The following is a 15,468-nucleotide window of genomic DNA, read 5'->3' as shown; positions in this document are numbered from 1 at the left end:
CCACGCAGTCTCGGGAATACTGAAAATGACGACTACTCCTGTCGCCCGATTGACGGATCTCACGCAGGGATACAACGGCCGACACATCATCGAGGGCCTTGATCTTTCTATCCAGTCCGGTGTCACGGGATTGCTGGGTCCCAATGGGGCGGGAAAGACGACACTGTTTCGCACTCTCGCCACGATCGCACCACCGCAGAGTGGAAAACTGGAACTATTCGGTGTCCCCGTGACTAGCGAGCGGGAGGCGCGCCGAGCCCGTCGCCGCATCGGCTATCTACCGCAGGATTTTGGCTACTACCCGGCATTCTCCATTACCGACTTCGTTCGCTATTGCGCGTGGCTTCGTGAAGTCCCCACTAAGCAGGCCGATTCGGCGACCAAGGAGGCTCTGGCGGCCGTTGGATTGGCCGATAGAGCCCGCGATCGAATGAAGTCACTGTCCGGCGGCATGCTGCGCAGAGCTGGGATCGCCGCTGCGATCGTCGGATCGCCTTCCTTGCTCCTGCTCGATGAGCCCACAGCTGGCCTCGACCCCGCTCAGCGCCTCGACTTTCGCGAGCTCATCCGTACTCTTGCCCGCGCGGGGGCGGCCGTCGTTCTCAGTACGCACCTGGTAGAGGATGTAGGGGCAGCCTGTGACAGGGTACTTGTGCTGAGTGACGGACAGATACTCCACAGCGGCACTCCCCAGCACCTCGGTGACCTGGCCACGTCGAAGGCCCCGGGAGACAGCCCCCTGGAACGCGGCTACATGCAGGTACTCGGCTACAGCCGATCGAACGGGGAGACTGCATGTTGAACGCCTACAGCATCGAACTGCGGCGCTCTCCCCTGCTCCTTGCTTTTCCAGTCATGATCGCCGTGGATCTGCTGGTGCTCTTCGGAAGGTCACAGTCCTGGATTGGCGTGTGGCCCGAGGCGAGTGTTGCCGCCCAAGTCGTCACTCTCTTCCTGGGCCCCGTCCTCGCAGGTGTGTCCGCCTGGCAGGCCGGTCGATCCTCCCGCGCACGGATGCCCGAAAGCCTGCTCGCCGCACCCCGACGGGGCTGGCAAATGGAGACCGCACGACTGGCTGCCACTCTCACTCTCGGCTTTCTCGCCTACTTGGTCGGATGCCTCACGGCAGCGGCCGTCTCATTCCGGGAAGCTGGCCCCGGCTTTCTCTGGCCGTCCTACCTCCTGCTGGGCGCATCGACTCTGATCATCTTCGCGTCCGTGGGACATCTTGCTGGCCGCTGGTGGCCCTCCGCCGCGTTCACTCCCGTCGTCTGCGCCTTGGGTTGTTTCATCAGTTTCCTGGCCCTACCCATCAAATTCAACGTTCTCGCAGGCCCACCTGACACCCACCTGCACCTGCAGCCGGTCGCCGCAAGGCTCGTGTTCGCTCTGGCTCTCGCCGTGCTCGCGGTGACAGCCCCGCCGTTGCGCAGGGGCCCTGAGCGTCAAATGCCCCGTCATCAGACATCTCTGCTCATTCGCGGTGTCGCCATCGGATCAGTTGCAGCGTCCTTCCTTGCGCTGACTTCCATATCGGCTGCAGGCGAACTGAGCGGGATGCGATCTTCCTTGGCCGTTACTCCACTGTGCGAACAATCCGGGGAGAACGCTCCGCAGGTGTGCGTGTGGCCAGAGCACCGAAAATACCTGCCCGAGTTGACCCGCATGGCGCAGCGTTTGGATCAGCCTATTCAGCCCAAGATGAAAGCGCCGGATGAGTTTCGCGAGTTTGGACTCCGTCGAACCCGGTGGGGAGATCGCGGGTTCGACATCGCCGAAGGGCACGTACGCACGGCTGCAATCGCCATGGCAGACAACGTCTTCACCGAGTCGTTCGGCCGCTGCCGGCCTCCGCAACGGGAGCGGCGGGCCTGGCAAGCGATAGACAATATTCACCTCTGGCTTGAGTACCGATCCACAGGCCAGGACCCCGCACTGGCGGACAAGGGACTCCATATGCAAGGAGTATCCGTCGCCCAGCGCGAAGCGACTAAAGCCTCGCGGATGTCATCCACCGCACAGCAGAACTGGCTCGCCGAGCAACGCAGCCAAATCGACCCGTCCTGGTGCAAGCCCGATGAACGGTACTGAGCTGATCCGCTACGCAAGAGTTCACCACGGAGTAACAGTCCTTGCGGGGACGGTCACTGTGGCCCTGATTTCAGCATTCCTCGGTGGTTTCCCTATTGCACTTCCCTCAATCGGTAGCGGCGGGATTAGTACTGGCATCCCATTTCGGCACGAGTTGCCTCTCTTCTCTGCCGTCTTCCTCGCTGCTGCTTTGGACGGCTCGATGGCGGCCCATGAAGAAATGGGTGCGTTTCAGATGTACCGGTTCCGCATCGCTTTCTGTGCAGTATTGACGGTGACGGTTTGTATTCTTTCATTCAGCGCCGAGACCATCGCTGTCGGTCCTGAAGCCGGAGCCGTATTTGTCCGGTCCCTATTGATCTGGTTCGGCCTTGCCATGATCTCGGTCAGGCTACTGGGGCCTCAACTAGGGTGGGTCATTCCGCTGGGATCGGCATTTCTGGTCATCTGGTATCCCGCCAACTGGTGGGATTGGACGGCCAACCCGGCTAATGATGAATTTAGCTGGGTAGTCGCCGGGGTCGCTCAATTCGCGGGGATTACCGCGACCTCAGCGACGGACTGGCGGAGGGAAGTTGCTTCTGGGATGGTTAAATATCTCTCCTCCAGGAGACTTGACGGCGGCATGGAATAGCGCCGAGGTTTTGGTGGTGAGGAGACCCGGCGGATCTCCGGAAGGGTTCTCCGTTCCGTGATAGTGCTCAGTGGTGGAATCGAGGAGTTCGTTCAGGTCGGTGCTGTCTGTATCGCGTTGATCGATCCACCATCCTGTATTGGTGATGGATCGGGCCTTATCCTCCAGTCGGGCCCAGTCAGCCTCGTCCCAAGTGCCCCTCCACGACCAGCGCGGTGTGCGCGGCCGTCATCAGATGGTGACGGGACCGCTCGCCCCAGCCGAAGGCCTTCTCCGGACCTTCCACCTGAGGCATGTCGGACTGCTTCGCCCATGCGTAGGCAGCCTCCTACTCAGTGGCACGCTGCGGGTGACGACCTCGACCTGCCGTGCCAGTGCCGAGAGGCGGGCGGCGATCTTACGCCCCCGCACCGTCTCCAGAGCGCTGGCGAACTGGCCGCTGGTCTGCAGGAGTTCTAGGAGACGGACCATCGGGCCTGCGCACCAGCCGCGCTGGGTGGCGCCGAGGAGGGCGCTGACGCGTCGCCGGCGAGCGTTCCGGGGGGCCGTTCGGCAGGACCGGACGCGGTGGGGCGGCCTGGGTAACGAGCCCGAGGACGATGTCGGCGTGCACGGTATGTCCGTGACGCACCACGTGGAGTGCGTGACGATCCTTGAACCTGTCACAAAGGGCCTCTGACCCGCGAGTTCGGGTGGTGCGCGTAGTGCGGTGTGGGCGTTACGGGCAATATCTTGACGCTGAAATGACGCTTGCAGGGCATCTTGACGCTCGTCGATCTTGATGGCTGGTGAGCTGTCAGATCTCATTCCTTGCAGGCTGGGGGCTGGGCTGAGCGTCCCCTCCGGGGCGGTGCGTGGCAACAACTTCCGATATTCATGGGGTGAGGGCGGGGTCAGACGGCTGTTGAAGCCTTCGGGGTAGCGCCCGCGAGGAGCTGGTCCTCTTGCGCTGCACGGCGTGTCAGATGTGGCGGAAGAGACCAGCTAGTGCGGTGACCTGCCGTGATGAGCGGTTGGCGGTCGCTGTCCTGCGCGAATGACCTTTCTGCTGTTTCACGTTCGTGCCGCTTGATGGGGCCGGAAGTCCCAGAAAAGTCCAGGGGGGACTTCCGTGGCTGACGGGCGCCCTTCGGTTCTATACGGCTGTACGGGTTCGTTGAACGGCCTCGTTTCCAGCGCGGGCGGTGGAGCGTAGATGTCGAGTGGCTGGAGCGGGACACCCCCGCATGCGCGGGGAGGACGCCGCCGTCCTGGAGGACATCGCGGCCCACGGCGTCCTCCCCGCGCATGCGGGGCATCATGGGTCCCCGTTCGCTGAACTGACGCTCGCCTGTTGCGCGTTCAGAGACACACCCTGCGGGTGGCGGCTGCGTCAGCTCCGCAACCGGCGGCCGCAACCGGCGCCCGCGGCCTGTCGGCGCCGTGTGAGGCACGGCTCATGGGGCCGGGGTTGCCCCGTCGCCGTGTGTTGATGTTTCGGGTGCGGTCTGTGTCGCGGAGGCGCCGTCGGGTTTGCCGCGCTTGATGGCGGCTTCGACCGCGGTGCCGATGCGGCGCAGGGCCGACAGCTCGTGGGGTTCGAGCTCGTCCATCAAGTACTCGCGGACCGCGGCGACATGGCCGGGCGCCGCGGCGACGACCTCCTGGTAACCGGCGTCGGTCAGCGTCGTGTTGGTGCGTCTGCCGGGGCCGGGAACCCGGGTTCGGGTGAGCAGTCCGCGCTTCTCCAGCCGGCCGACGACGTGCGACAGCCGTGACAGCGACGCTGACGTGCGCGCCGCCAGGTCGCTCATCTGGAGCGTGTGGGCCGGCTCCTCGGACAGCACCGACAGCACCATGTACTCGAAGAAGGTCAGTTGGGACTCGCGCTGCATGCGCGCGTCCAGGGCCGCAGGCAAGCTGATCATGATCGCGGAGTTGGCCAGCCAGGCTGCCAGCTCGTCCGGGCTCAGCCATCGCGGTGCGGCGGCAGGTCCGCCGGTATCCGCGCCATCAGGCCCTTCTGTGACCGGATCCTCCCGCGCCTGACTGCGGCGCCGCTCTTTGCCTCCCGCCGTGGTCTCTGCCATGCCACCACACTAACAGTCGTTGTTGACGCTTCAAGTCCACGGGTGTAGTTATTGACGCATCAAGTTCACGTTGCGTCGCAGGAGAGGACTACCGGATGAAGGTCACATCGCTGGGCGGGCTGGAGGTCTCGCGTATCGGGCTCGGAGCCATGGGCATGTCGGCGTTCTACACGGGCGCCGGACGTGCGGACGCCGAGTCGATCCGTACGATCCACCGCGCTCTGGACCTCGGTGTCACGCACATCGACACCGCGGAGGTGTACGGGCCCTACGTGAACGAAGAACTGGTGGGGCGCGCGATCAAGGGCCGCCGGGACGAGGTCGTACTCGCCACCAAGTTCGGCCTCGTCTCCCACACCGGCCGACCCGGTCTCGACGGCACGCCCGCCAACGTCAGAGCCGCCGTGGACGGCTCGCTGCGGCGGCTCGGCACCGATCACATCGACCTCTACTACCAGCACCGGATCGACCCCAGCACCCCCGTCGAGGAGACCATGGGAGCGCTGAGCGCGCTGGTGGCGGCGGGCAAGGTGCGTCACGTCGGGCTGTCGGAGGCATCCGCGGCGACGATCCGCCGGGCCCACGCCGTGCACCCGGTGTCCGCCGTCCAGACCGAGTACTCGCTGTGGACCCGCGACCCTGAAACCGAAGTGCTGCCCACGCTGCGGGAGTTCGGGATCGGGCTGGTTCCCTACTCGCCGCTCGGACACGGCTTCCTCACGGGTGACATCCGCTCCCTCGACGGCCTGGACGCCACCGACTGGCGGCGCACCAATCCTCGTTTCACCGGCGACAACTTCACACGCAACCTGCGCATCGTCGACGAGGTCAGCGCGATCGCCGCCGATGTCGGAGTGACGCCCGCCCAGGTCGCTCTGGCCTGGCTCCTCGCACAGGGAGAAGGCATCGCGCCCATCCCCGGAACGAAACGGGTCGACCGGCTGGAGGAGAACAGCGCGGCCGACGGCATCAGGCTCACCGCTGGCCACCTCGCCCGTCTGAACGACCTGGCACCGGCGTCCGGCGCTCGTCATGCGGAGCCCGACATGGCCGCGATCGATCACTGACCCATCGGTTGAGCCCTTCAGGCTCGGATCGGATGTCGGCGGTGGACAACCCTCGCGGCACGGATCGGCCGTGCCGCGTTCGAAGACGAATGGAGCTGGACGACGTGCGGAGCAACGTGATCCGTGTCGGCATCATCGGAGCGGATACGAAGGCGAGTTGGGCGGGGGCGTCCCACATACCCGCACTCGCGGCCCAGCCGCGGTTCTCCTTGGAGGCCGTGGCGACCCGGCACGAAGAGAGCGCACGCCGCGCGGCCGAGACCTTCGGGGCCAAGCGGTGGTTCGCGGATCCCTACGCGCTCATCGGCGACCCTTCGATCGACCTCGTCACCGTCGCGGTGAAGGTCCCGGCCCACCGTGAGCTGGTGCTCGCCGCCTTGGCGGCGAACAAGGCGGTGTACTCGGAGTCCCCGCTGGGCACGACCGTGGCGGAGGCGGAGGAGATGGCCGAAGCGGCCGGTTCGCTGCACACCGCGATCGGTCTGCAGGGCCGGCTCAACCCGTCGGTTCGCCGGGCGGCAGAGATCATCGCGGAAGGCCGGCTCGGGCGACTGCTCTCGGCGCGGGTCACCGCGACGACATTCGGCAACGGCCCGGAGTCGGCGAGCGGTTACGAGTACTTCGACAAGGCGGCGGCGGGTGCCAGGTTCCTGACGGTCGCGGCGGGACACGTCCTGGATGTGGTCGAGACGGTTCTGGGCGACATCACCGAGATCGACGCGCGCACGGAACTCCTCTGGCCGGAGGTCAAGTTCGCCGACACCGGCGCGACGACCGTCCGGGAGGTCCCGGATCATCTCGACGCCATCCTGAAGACCTCGTCGGGCGCTCCGGTGGGGGTGCAGATCCTGGCCGGCGTGCCCGTACCGGATGCCCAATTCCGAATGGAGGTGCGCGGATCGGACGGCTGGCTGACGCTGACGGGCAGTCACCCCGCAGGCGTTCAGGTCGGCGACCTCGCGCTGTCGTCGAGCGTGGACTTCACCCCGCCGGACAGCCCCGTCGCCACGGGGGTGGGCCCAACTGCCGCCGAGATATGGGCAGGTGCGTCCATCAACGTGGGCGAGGTGTACGCCGGCCTCGCCGGCGACATCGCGAGCGGTACCCACCACACTCCGGGGTTCCGGCACGCGGCCCACAACAGCCGCTTGATCGCCCGGATCGTCCGGGCCGCGCAGACCGGGATCCGTCAGTAACACGCAGGCCGTGCAGCACGGTTCGGAGGAGAGGTGGTGGCGCATACGGGCCTTGCGCCATGGCATCCCCGTAGCCTCGCCGGGCCCGTCGAACTCACCGGCAAGTGCTTAGAAGGCACTTGGCGCACCCAGTCTGGCCCTGGGGAGTCGCTGCCTCCACTGCAACGTCGCGCGCCGGTACGGAGTCCTCGGGGCTGAGATCCTTCATCTTCGGGCCGCGGTGTCCCGGTACGCGCTGCGGTCGGTTTCCGGGCTGAGGCTGTGGGGGGACCCGTACGGATGTCGCGCTGAAGCAACTGCTTGCCGGTGCGTCAAGGGCGTATACCCTCTCGCTGACGAGCTGCGGGACGGGATCATCGGCCTCGCCCGTCGGCCGTCGCGTACGTGCGCAACTGTTCGGCCAGCGCGTCGAGTTCGGCTGTCGTCGCGGGCGAGGCGTCGTTGAGTCCGCTGTGTACCGCCGTCGGGCTGCGTAGGAAGCGTCGCAACACGGGTACGAGCAGCGCTTCCGGTAGCGTCCGCAGCGCGGCGAAGGCGCGGGGGACCGGTGGTGTCGGCAGGGCGGTCAGGTTGTGCCGGATGACGTGGAGCATGGCGCGGACCGCGTCCGGATCGTCGGCGAGCGCCACCGGGCCGCCCGCCGTGTGTACCGCCTGGCCGAGGGGCACCTCGAACGCGGCGTGCGTCTTGAGCCAGGTGTCCATCCGCGGCTCGGACTTGGCGTTGATCCCGGCCGTGCGGAAGGCACGTACGGTGCGTTCCAGTCGCGGGGTCGTACGGCCGTCGGGTTCGCCGATCGGCATCGCGACCCGGCGGGTCATGAAGGTGGCCGCTCGGTAGCGGACCACGTCGCCGTCCATGGTGCCGCCGTCCGTGGGGAAGCCGAGCAGCACCCGGTCGTGGCCGATCGCCGCACCCAACGGCTCGGGGCCCGCTGCCCAGTTGAGCAGGAACAGTACGTCGGCTTCGATACCGGCGAGTGACTCCAGCACCGCGTCCACCTGGTGGGTGCGGACGAAGACGGCGATCAGGTCGTAGTCGCCGGCCGGGTGCTCGACCACCGGTACCGGTACCTGCCTGACGGTCGGGCTGTCCTCTTCGGCGAGCTGTACGCCGTGCCGGCGCAGCGCGGCCAGGCGCTCGCCCCGGGCGAGGAGTGCGACGTCCTGCCCGGCCTCATGGAGGCGGGCGGCGAACAGGGTGCCGGTGACCCCGGCGCCGTACACGAGCAGTTTCATGCCGCTCCTCTTTCACGCGTGCGGTCAGGTAAGTCAAACGTTCGTTTCAATCAAACGACTGTATAGTACGCACGCATGGCGCCATCCGACACCCGCACCAAGATCCTCGACGCGGCCGAGCACCTCTTCGCCGAGCGCGGTTTCCGCGGCACCTCGGTCCGCGCGATCACGGACCTCGCCGGGGCGAACCTGGCCGCCGTCGCGTACCACTTCGGCTCGAAGGCGGAGCTGCTGGCCGTGGTCGTCCGCCGGGTGGTCGAGCCCATCAACGCGGCGCAGAGCGCCGAACTCGACCGACTGCTGGCCCGGGGCCAGGACCCGTCGGTCGCCGAACTGGTGGAGGCGTTCGCCGGCCCGCTGTTCGACGAGATGCCCGGCGGCGACGAGGGCGGCGCCCGGACGTCACGGCTGATCGTGACGATCATCGGCGACCCGGCCGAGGAGATGCGCAGTTGGACGGGCGAGGCGGAGGACACGGTCCGCGACCGCTACTTCGCGGCCTTCGCGCGCGCACTGCCCGGCCTGTCCCCGGAGGAGCTGTGGTTCCGGATGCGGGGGATCCTCGCCGTGACGGCCGTGGACCGCGTCGACGTATACAACCAGCACCCCCCGGTCGATGCGTGCCCGGCCGGGGGCGAGTCCTCCCGGCGCTGGGCGATGACGTTCCTGGCGGCGGCGATGAGCGCGCCACCTACCAGCGCCTGACGGGCCTGGGCGCTGACGGCTGTGCCTGGTCGGCCCCTATCGCCTCGCCGGGCGTCCAGCGATTGCGCGAACCGGCAACATGATCGTCTTCCGCCGCCGCACGGACGTCAGTCGCACCGAGGTGGCAGCGCGGCATCCGCCTCGGTCGCGTCACACCCGTCGTGACCGGAGCCTGCGACGCCCGCAGCGCCCGCGCCGCCGACCGCGCGTACCAGCAGCTCATGCAGTGCCGTGCGCTCCTCGGGAGTGAGCGCGTGCAGGATCTCGTCCTCGACCTCCGCGAGTCGCGCCTGCGCTGCCGCCAGTGCCGTATCGCCGTCCCGGGACAGTTCCACGATGTGGCGCCGGCGGTCCGACGGGTCGCGGCGGCGGCTGGTCAGCCCGCGGTCTTCGAGGTCGTTGAGGAGCCCGACGACATTGCTGGGATCCAGGCCCAGCACCTCCCCGAGCGCCTGCTGGCTCATCGCTCCGCGGCTGCTCAGCAAGGTGAGCGCGATCACCTGACGGTGGCGCAGGCCGCCTTCCTCGGTCGACGCGTCGGCGGCACGTCGGCCCATCCGCGCGAGATGGACGATCAGCGGCATGGACTGGCCGTCGAAGGTCGTCCGCTTGCTCTCCATCCGCTCACGATACCCCGGCCATCAATGATTGGTAATCTGCAACGATTGGTCCTACGCTAATGATCTGTCGACCATGACGCGGAGGCACACATGTCCAAGCTGAAGATCATCGTGGGAACCACCCGACCGACCAGGGCCGCCGACCGGGTAGCGCCCTGGGTGGCGTCCGCGGCCGCAGCACAGGGGAGCTTCGACGTGGAGGTGCTGGACCTGCGGGACTGGCCGCTGCCCTTCTTCTCCGAGCACTTCGGCACGTTGGGCGACATGGACGACCCCACGTACTCCGAACCGCTCGTCAAGGCGTGGAACCGGGCCATCAAGGAGGCGGACGCCTACATCGTGGTGACCAGTGAGTACAACCACAGCATCCCGGGCGTGCTGAAGAACGCCATCGACTCGGTCTGGGCGTCCAACGCCTTCCGCAACAAGCCGGTCGCCGCCGTCGGCTACAGCGCGGGCATCGGCGGTGGGATACGGGCGATCGAACACCTTGCCCAGATCGTCGTGGAGACGGAGGCGGTGCCGCTGCGCAACACGGTCGTGATGCCGTTCGCCAACGACGCCTTCGACGACACCGGCCGCCCCACGAGCCCCGTCACCAACGCGGCCCTCGATGTCCTCCTCGACGATCTGGCGTGGTGGTCGGCGGCCCTGGAACAGGCGCGGGCGGGCGGCGAGTTGGTGCCTGGGCGCGCCCGGCTACGGGACGCGATGCTCAAGGCCGAAGCGGCTACGAGCCCAACGGCCTCACCTCGGTCACCTGCGAAGGACCCGCGACCGATGCCGGTCCATCAGAGAGTCAGAGAAAGTGAGAACTTTGATGTCCGACGCTCGCCCCCAGGCCCCGAAGCCCCCCACTGGCACTGAGTCCACCGCCCCCACCGCCCCCGCAGACCTCGCGGGCGCGCCGCCGCCGGAGCCGTACCCCGGGCCCCTGATCGTCCTCGTCAAGCTGCACGCCCGGCCCGACAAGATCGCCGCCGCGCAGCAAGCACTGGAGAAGATCACCGAACCGACCCGCGCCAACCCGGACTGCCTGGAGTTCCGCGTCTTCCAGGACCGGGACGACCCGAGGTCGTTCACTCTTCTGGAGCACTGGGTCAGCCTCGAAGCCAACATGGCCCACGGCCGGCGCGACTACATGGCGGAGTACATGGCCACCAAGAGCGAGATCTTCGAAGACATCTCCGGCGACTTCGTCCATGAACTCCACTCCTCCGCACACCGGGCGTAGTCGTCCGGCCTGACGAAGACAGGTCACCGGCACGAGCGACGGACCGGCGCTCCAGAGCGCCACCAGGCTCGCCTCGGCCGGGGCCGACCTGGTGCTGCCGGTCCGCAACCCGCACAAGGGCGCGGCCACGTTCGAGCGCATTCGCGGGTCACCACGACGGATCTCGACCTCGCGTCCCTGACGTCGGTCCGCGCGTCGGCCGACACCCGCAGTACGAGGGCACGTACCAGGCGATGAAGGGGCGACGAAGGCGTACGGCCAGTCCGAGCTGGCCCAGATGCTGTTCGCGCTCGAACTGGACCGGCGCAGTCGTACGGCAGGCTGGGGCATCGTCTCCAACACCGCGCACCCGGACCTGATGGCCCCCAAGCTCGAAGCTCGTCCCGTTCCTGGTCCAGCGGTCCGAGACCGGCGCGCTGCCCGCGCTATACGCGCCGACCAGCCCCGACGCGCGGGGCGTCACCACCCTCGGCGAGACCGAGACCACTACTCGCACAGCCGCACTTTCACCGCCGACCTCCGCACCCTCGCGGCCCGCCAAGGGCGCACAGGCCGCGCCACCATCGTCGCCCGCGGACTCCTCGACATCAGCCCGGAGTTCGCCCGGCTCTAGGGCGAGCGCGCCACGAGAAGCTCCAACTGCTCTCAGTAATAGGCGCCCAGAACCTCGCCTCACCTCCGTAATCCACCACTGCCGTTCTTCGATTTGCTTCGAATTTGTTTTCTGTCATTCAACTGTTCATCTTGCGCTCAGTGATAGTTGATCTCGAAAGGCCCACACTCTCGGCGATTCGCCCGCAAATCATCAGCGTGTGATCCACGTCACTGTTGATTTCCTGTGTGGTTCCTTGGTTGGATCAATGCAGCATTCGTGAAGTTTTTGTGTCCATGGGGTGGGGCCTGTGAATTCACATGGTGGGCGGGTTTTTCGTGCGTAGCGCGCGAAGACGTCGTGGCATTGCGAGGTTTCTGACGGGGGCATTGCTTGCCAGTGGAATGGCCGTCGTGAATTCTCCGGCTGTTCACGCTGAAACGTTGGCGCCGCGAACGCCGTCGGAGATGGCTGCCGCATCGGGCGAGCCGGTCGAGGTGACCGCGGCGCGAACCGAATACGCACAGACCTTCGCGAATCCGGACGGGACGTACACGCTGAAGCAGGCGACGTCGCCGCAGCGGGTGAAGGATGCCTCTGGCGCTTGGCATGACATGGACGCGACGCTCGTACACCGGGCTGACGGGTCGGTCGGACCGCGCTACGCCGCGCTGGATGTGTCGTTCTCGGCCGGCGGTGGACAGGACATGGTCCGGCTGGGGCATGAGAGCAGCTCGTTGTCGGTGCGGTGGCCGGGCGATCTTCCCCAGCCGACGCTGGACGGGGCGACGGCGACCTACTCCGAGGTTCTGCCCGGTGTGGATCTGCAGTTGACTGCGGCGCCCGACGGGTATCGGGAGGTTCTGCTGGTCAAGTCCGCGGAGGCCGCACGGAACGAGGCCCTGGAGGAGGTACGGTTCGCCGTCGCGGCCAAGGGTGTGTCCCTGGTCGCGGGAGCCGGCGGCGGTCTGCGCGCGGTCGACGATGACGGCAACGCGGTGTTCACCGGTCCTGCCGGGAAGATGTGGGACTCCGCCGGGGAGGACACCGGCGCAGGCGTCCAGGGGAAGATGTCCCGGGCCGCCGGTCCGGAGGACTCGCCCAGCACGGGCGACCCGGGTTCCGTTCAGCCGCGTGACGGTGACACGACGGCCACGCTGCCCGTACAGGTCGACGCCGACAGCATCGCTGTCGTCCCCGACCTGAGTCTGCTGCGCGGCGATGACACGGTCTACCCGGTGCGGATCGATCCGTCGGTGGGCCTCTCACGCGCGGAGCGGACGGTGCTGTCCACCGACGGCGACAAGTTCTACCAGTTCTCCGGCGAATACGGCGTGGGGCGCTGTTCGAACGCGGACGGCTATTACTGCGGAGACAATTACGCGAACCGGATGTACTTCGAGTTCAGCCCGGCCGGTCTGGCCGGAAAGCATGTTCTGCATGCCACGTTCCGGGCGCATGAGACGTGGTCTTTCAACTGCAATCCTTATACGATCAATCTGGAGCGCACCGGTAATATCTCCGAGGGGACGCGGTGGCCGGGTCCGACCATCGGTAGTCTGATGGATTCGAGGAAGGTGTCAGCAGGTCGCGGAGATGAATGCGATCCGTCCCAGCCCGATTCCTGGATCGAGTTCAACGGCGGCCTGACCCAGAATGTGCGGGACTTCGCCGACGGGAAATTCTCTCGCCTCACGCTGATGCTGCGTCCCTTCGACGAGGGGGAACCGCGCGCCTGGAAGCGTTTCGACGACAACGCCGAGCTGACTGTGGACTACGTGCCGGATCCGGGTGTCCCGATCAATGTCGGTGTCATCCCGGGGGTGGCCGGGGTGAAGTCGGCCGGGTTCTGCGAGCCGGCCGGCGCCCCGCTTGCGGTCACGGTGGAGCAGCCCACGGTCCGGGCACGGGTGGAGACGGAGGTCTCGCCGGGCGCCAATGACAGCAAGGGCCAACTGAAGGCCAATTACCGGATCGAGCGCAAGCTCGACACCGGTGCCTGGGAAGAGATCTGGGCCGACGACAGTCCTGACAGTGGCTATGTGCCGGACGGCACGCTGCTCGACAAGCAGGCGACGAAGCGTACGGACGGTACTCAGTACCGTTATCGCGCCCGTACCCAGTCTCATTGGTCGTACAACGGTGGCAGCGGCGAGTTGTACTCCGTTTTCTCGCCCTGGTGTTACTTCACGATCGACTCCTCCGCGCCCAAGATCCCGACGATCGCACCCAAGGATCCGGTCAACGGTTCGCCCTATGTGGAATGCGCGACTGATCCGTGTTCTCCCAAGGGCGGTCCGGGTGTTGCCGGCAGCTTCGTGTTCAAGCCGAACAGTGCGGACACGGACATCACCAAGTACCAATGGACGTTGAACGGGCCGGGCGGTCAGGTCGGTGCCGCGCACACCGTTACGGCGAAAGCCGATCACACGGCCGAGATCACCAACGCCGTCCCGACCATGGGCGGTACGCACTTCTTGAAGGTGTGGGCCATCGACGTCCGGGCCCGGCTCGGTACGCCGCAGACGTTCGACTTCCAAGTGAGCCTGCCGCCAGGCCCCGTCGGCCGCTGGCACTTCGACGACGCTGCTCCCGGTTCCGGGGAGACCATCGCCAAGGACAGCTCAGGCGAGGACCCGCAGCACGATCCTTCCGCACCGGCGCATGACTTGACGCTCCGCGGTGGTTCCGGGTTCTCCATCATGGCGCGACGGGGTGAAGAGGACACCTCGCTGTGGATGGACAGCAGCGACCCCGCGCAGCAGATGTACGCCGACGCGTCAGCGCCGGTGGTGAACACCGCCCACTCGTTCACCGTCTCGGCGTGGGTGAACCTCACGGACGCCTCGTCCAGCCGGATGATCCTCACCGCACCCGGCCAGCAGGCCCAGGCGTTCGCCCTGTACTACTCGTCGTCGACCAGGACGTACGCGTTCCACTACACGGCCACCGACGCGGCCACCCCCGTCATCGTCAGGTCGAACGCGACGATGGTCGACCCGCCGACGCGGGTGTGGACACACCTTGCCGGTGTCTTCACCGCCGCCACTGATGCGAACGGCAACCGGACACCGCAGGACGACACCATCCAGTTGTTCGTCAACGGCCGCGCCCAGGGCAACCCGGTCAACCTGCGTGCCGCTGCGCCCAGTTACGTCCCCTGGGAGGCGAGCAAGGGCTTGCAGGTCGGGCGGTCGATCGTGCGGGGCGCGGCGGGGCAGTACTTCCGTGGCCGCATAGACGAGGTCGCGGTCTGGCAGAGCGCACTGTCCGCAGACGAGGTCGCCGCGGAGGCTACGACACCCGAGGCTGACGCCGACGCACCAGCCGTCGAACTGGTCGGTGACTGGAACGCCGAGAGTTCTTCGGGAGCAGCGGTCGGCGAGTTCTCTCCCTACCCGATCGGTGCCATGGCACTGTCCGGCGGGGCACATCTCGACGAGGAATCCAGCACCTTGGTGCTGGACGGCAGTAACGGCTATGCGGCGGTGACCGGGCCGGCGATCGACGAGACGGGATCCTTCACGGTCTCCGCCCAGGCCCAGATCAATCCGGACGTACTCAACACCAAAGCTGATGGTTATGAGGCTCAGATCGCGGGCCAGGCCGGAAGCGGCGGCGCGTCGTGGGCCCTGGTCGTGCAGAAGTTGGGGCCGGACATCTATGTGTGGAAGTTCCTGCGCACTACATCCTCCGGAACCAGTGTGGCCACGGCTGATGTGACGGATCTGTCCGGACCGGCTGACACGAGTTCCCCGGTGACGCTGACCGGTGTGTACGACGCGCAGGAGCAGAGCGGCCGTATGCACCTGTACGTGGGTGCCCAGTCGGTGGATGACGGTCTCAACAATGCCGTCACCGTTCCCGGGCAAGGCACCGGCAGCCTGGCTATGGGCGGCACTTCCGACAGCAGTCGCTTCGCGGGGCAATTGGGCCGACTGCGTATCTGGGCCGGAGCGATGACTGCCGACCAGGTCCGCTCACGCGTCATCGCCGACGACTGATCCGGTCCCGGTGGACGA

General features: G+C 66.8%; 12 protein-coding genes and 1 pseudogene. 9 read left to right on the top strand and 4 right to left on the bottom strand.

All coding sequences use genetic code 11. The features are described from left to right. Positions 1-49 precede the first annotated feature (49 nt). The 3 genes from ACZ63I_RS12860 to ACZ63I_RS12850 are packed head-to-tail and all read left to right on the top strand — an operon-like array spanning position 50 to position 2,725. Entirely contained in the window at positions 50-802 is a 753-nt protein-coding gene (locus tag ACZ63I_RS12860; protein WP_469338098.1) for an ATP-binding cassette domain-containing protein, read from the top strand. After that, the gene (locus ACZ63I_RS12855; RefSeq protein ID WP_469338096.1) at positions 796-2,091 is read left to right on the top strand and encodes a DUF7224 domain-containing protein; all 1,296 of its coding nucleotides are present in this window, start codon (positions 796-798) and stop codon (positions 2,089-2,091) included. The genes ACZ63I_RS12860 and ACZ63I_RS12855 overlap by 7 nt, the downstream gene beginning before the upstream one ends. After that, complete coding sequence (locus ACZ63I_RS12850) at positions 2,078-2,725, top strand: hypothetical protein (RefSeq protein ID WP_469338095.1); 648 nt, start codon at positions 2,078-2,080, stop codon at positions 2,723-2,725. The genes ACZ63I_RS12855 and ACZ63I_RS12850 overlap by 14 nt, the downstream gene beginning before the upstream one ends. 42 nt (positions 2,726-2,767) lie before the next feature. On the opposite strand, the pseudogene ACZ63I_RS12845 reads toward ACZ63I_RS12850, so the two are convergent. Beyond that, a pseudogene (locus tag ACZ63I_RS12845) lies at positions 2,768-3,053 on the bottom strand (hypothetical protein); the annotation flags it as partial. Between the two features lie 1,108 nt (positions 3,054-4,161). Next, positions 4,162-4,794, bottom strand: a complete 633-nt coding sequence (locus tag ACZ63I_RS12840; protein WP_469338093.1) for a MarR family winged helix-turn-helix transcriptional regulator — start codon at positions 4,792-4,794, stop codon at positions 4,162-4,164. Between the two features lie 95 nt (positions 4,795-4,889). Here ACZ63I_RS12840 and ACZ63I_RS12835 point away from each other — a divergent pair, with 95 nt between their 5' ends. Together ACZ63I_RS12835 and ACZ63I_RS12830 are read left to right on the top strand one after the other, a co-directional pair. Then, a complete protein-coding gene (locus ACZ63I_RS12835) occupies positions 4,890-5,861 on the top strand; it encodes an aldo/keto reductase (protein ID WP_469338091.1) in 972 nt (323 codons plus the stop codon). A 104-nt stretch (positions 5,862-5,965) separates the two neighbouring features. After that, positions 5,966-7,057 (top strand): Gfo/Idh/MocA family protein, encoded by a 1,092-nt coding sequence (locus ACZ63I_RS12830; RefSeq protein WP_469338090.1) that lies wholly within the window; start codon positions 5,966-5,968, stop codon positions 7,055-7,057. Positions 7,058-7,410: 353 nt separating this feature from the next. On the opposite strand, the gene ACZ63I_RS12825 is transcribed toward ACZ63I_RS12830, so the two are convergent. Continuing rightward, positions 7,411-8,295 carry a ketopantoate reductase family protein gene (locus ACZ63I_RS12825; RefSeq protein WP_469338088.1) on the bottom strand — a complete coding sequence of 295 codons (885 nt, stop codon included), beginning with the start codon at positions 8,293-8,295 and terminating at the stop codon, positions 7,411-7,413. A gap of 75 nt (positions 8,296-8,370) precedes the next feature. On the opposite strand from ACZ63I_RS12825, the gene ACZ63I_RS12820 reads away from it, so the two are divergent. Continuing rightward, on the top strand, positions 8,371-9,000 hold the full coding sequence (locus ACZ63I_RS12820; protein WP_469338087.1) for a TetR family transcriptional regulator: 630 nt from the start codon (positions 8,371-8,373) through the stop codon (positions 8,998-9,000). Between the two features lie 107 nt (positions 9,001-9,107). On the opposite strand, the gene ACZ63I_RS12815 is transcribed toward ACZ63I_RS12820, so the two are convergent. After that, positions 9,108-9,620: a MarR family winged helix-turn-helix transcriptional regulator gene (locus tag ACZ63I_RS12815; protein WP_469338085.1), complete on the bottom strand. Its 513-nt coding sequence runs from the start codon at positions 9,618-9,620 to the stop codon at positions 9,108-9,110. A gap of 90 nt (positions 9,621-9,710) precedes the next feature. Between ACZ63I_RS12815 and ACZ63I_RS12810 the strand changes: the two genes are divergently transcribed. The 3 genes from ACZ63I_RS12810 (at position 9,711) to ACZ63I_RS12800 (ending at position 15,450) form a co-directional block, all read left to right on the top strand. Further along, positions 9,711-10,487, top strand: a complete 777-nt coding sequence (locus ACZ63I_RS12810) for an NADPH-dependent FMN reductase (protein WP_469338083.1) — start codon at positions 9,711-9,713, stop codon at positions 10,485-10,487. After that, entirely contained in the window at positions 10,441-10,854 is a 414-nt protein-coding gene (locus tag ACZ63I_RS12805) for a putative quinol monooxygenase (protein WP_469338081.1), read from the top strand. The genes ACZ63I_RS12810 and ACZ63I_RS12805 overlap by 47 nt, the downstream gene beginning before the upstream one ends. Positions 10,855-11,889: 1,035 nt before the next feature. Continuing rightward, positions 11,890-15,450, top strand: a complete 3,561-nt coding sequence (locus tag ACZ63I_RS12800; protein ID WP_469338079.1) for a LamG domain-containing protein — start codon at positions 11,890-11,892, stop codon at positions 15,448-15,450. Positions 15,451-15,468 lie beyond the last annotated feature (18 nt).

The organism is Streptomyces sp. NPDC087906, from assembly GCF_055584925.1.
The sequence above is the reverse complement of the archived record's forward strand: the minus strand, read 5'-3'. Positions and strand labels throughout refer to the sequence as shown.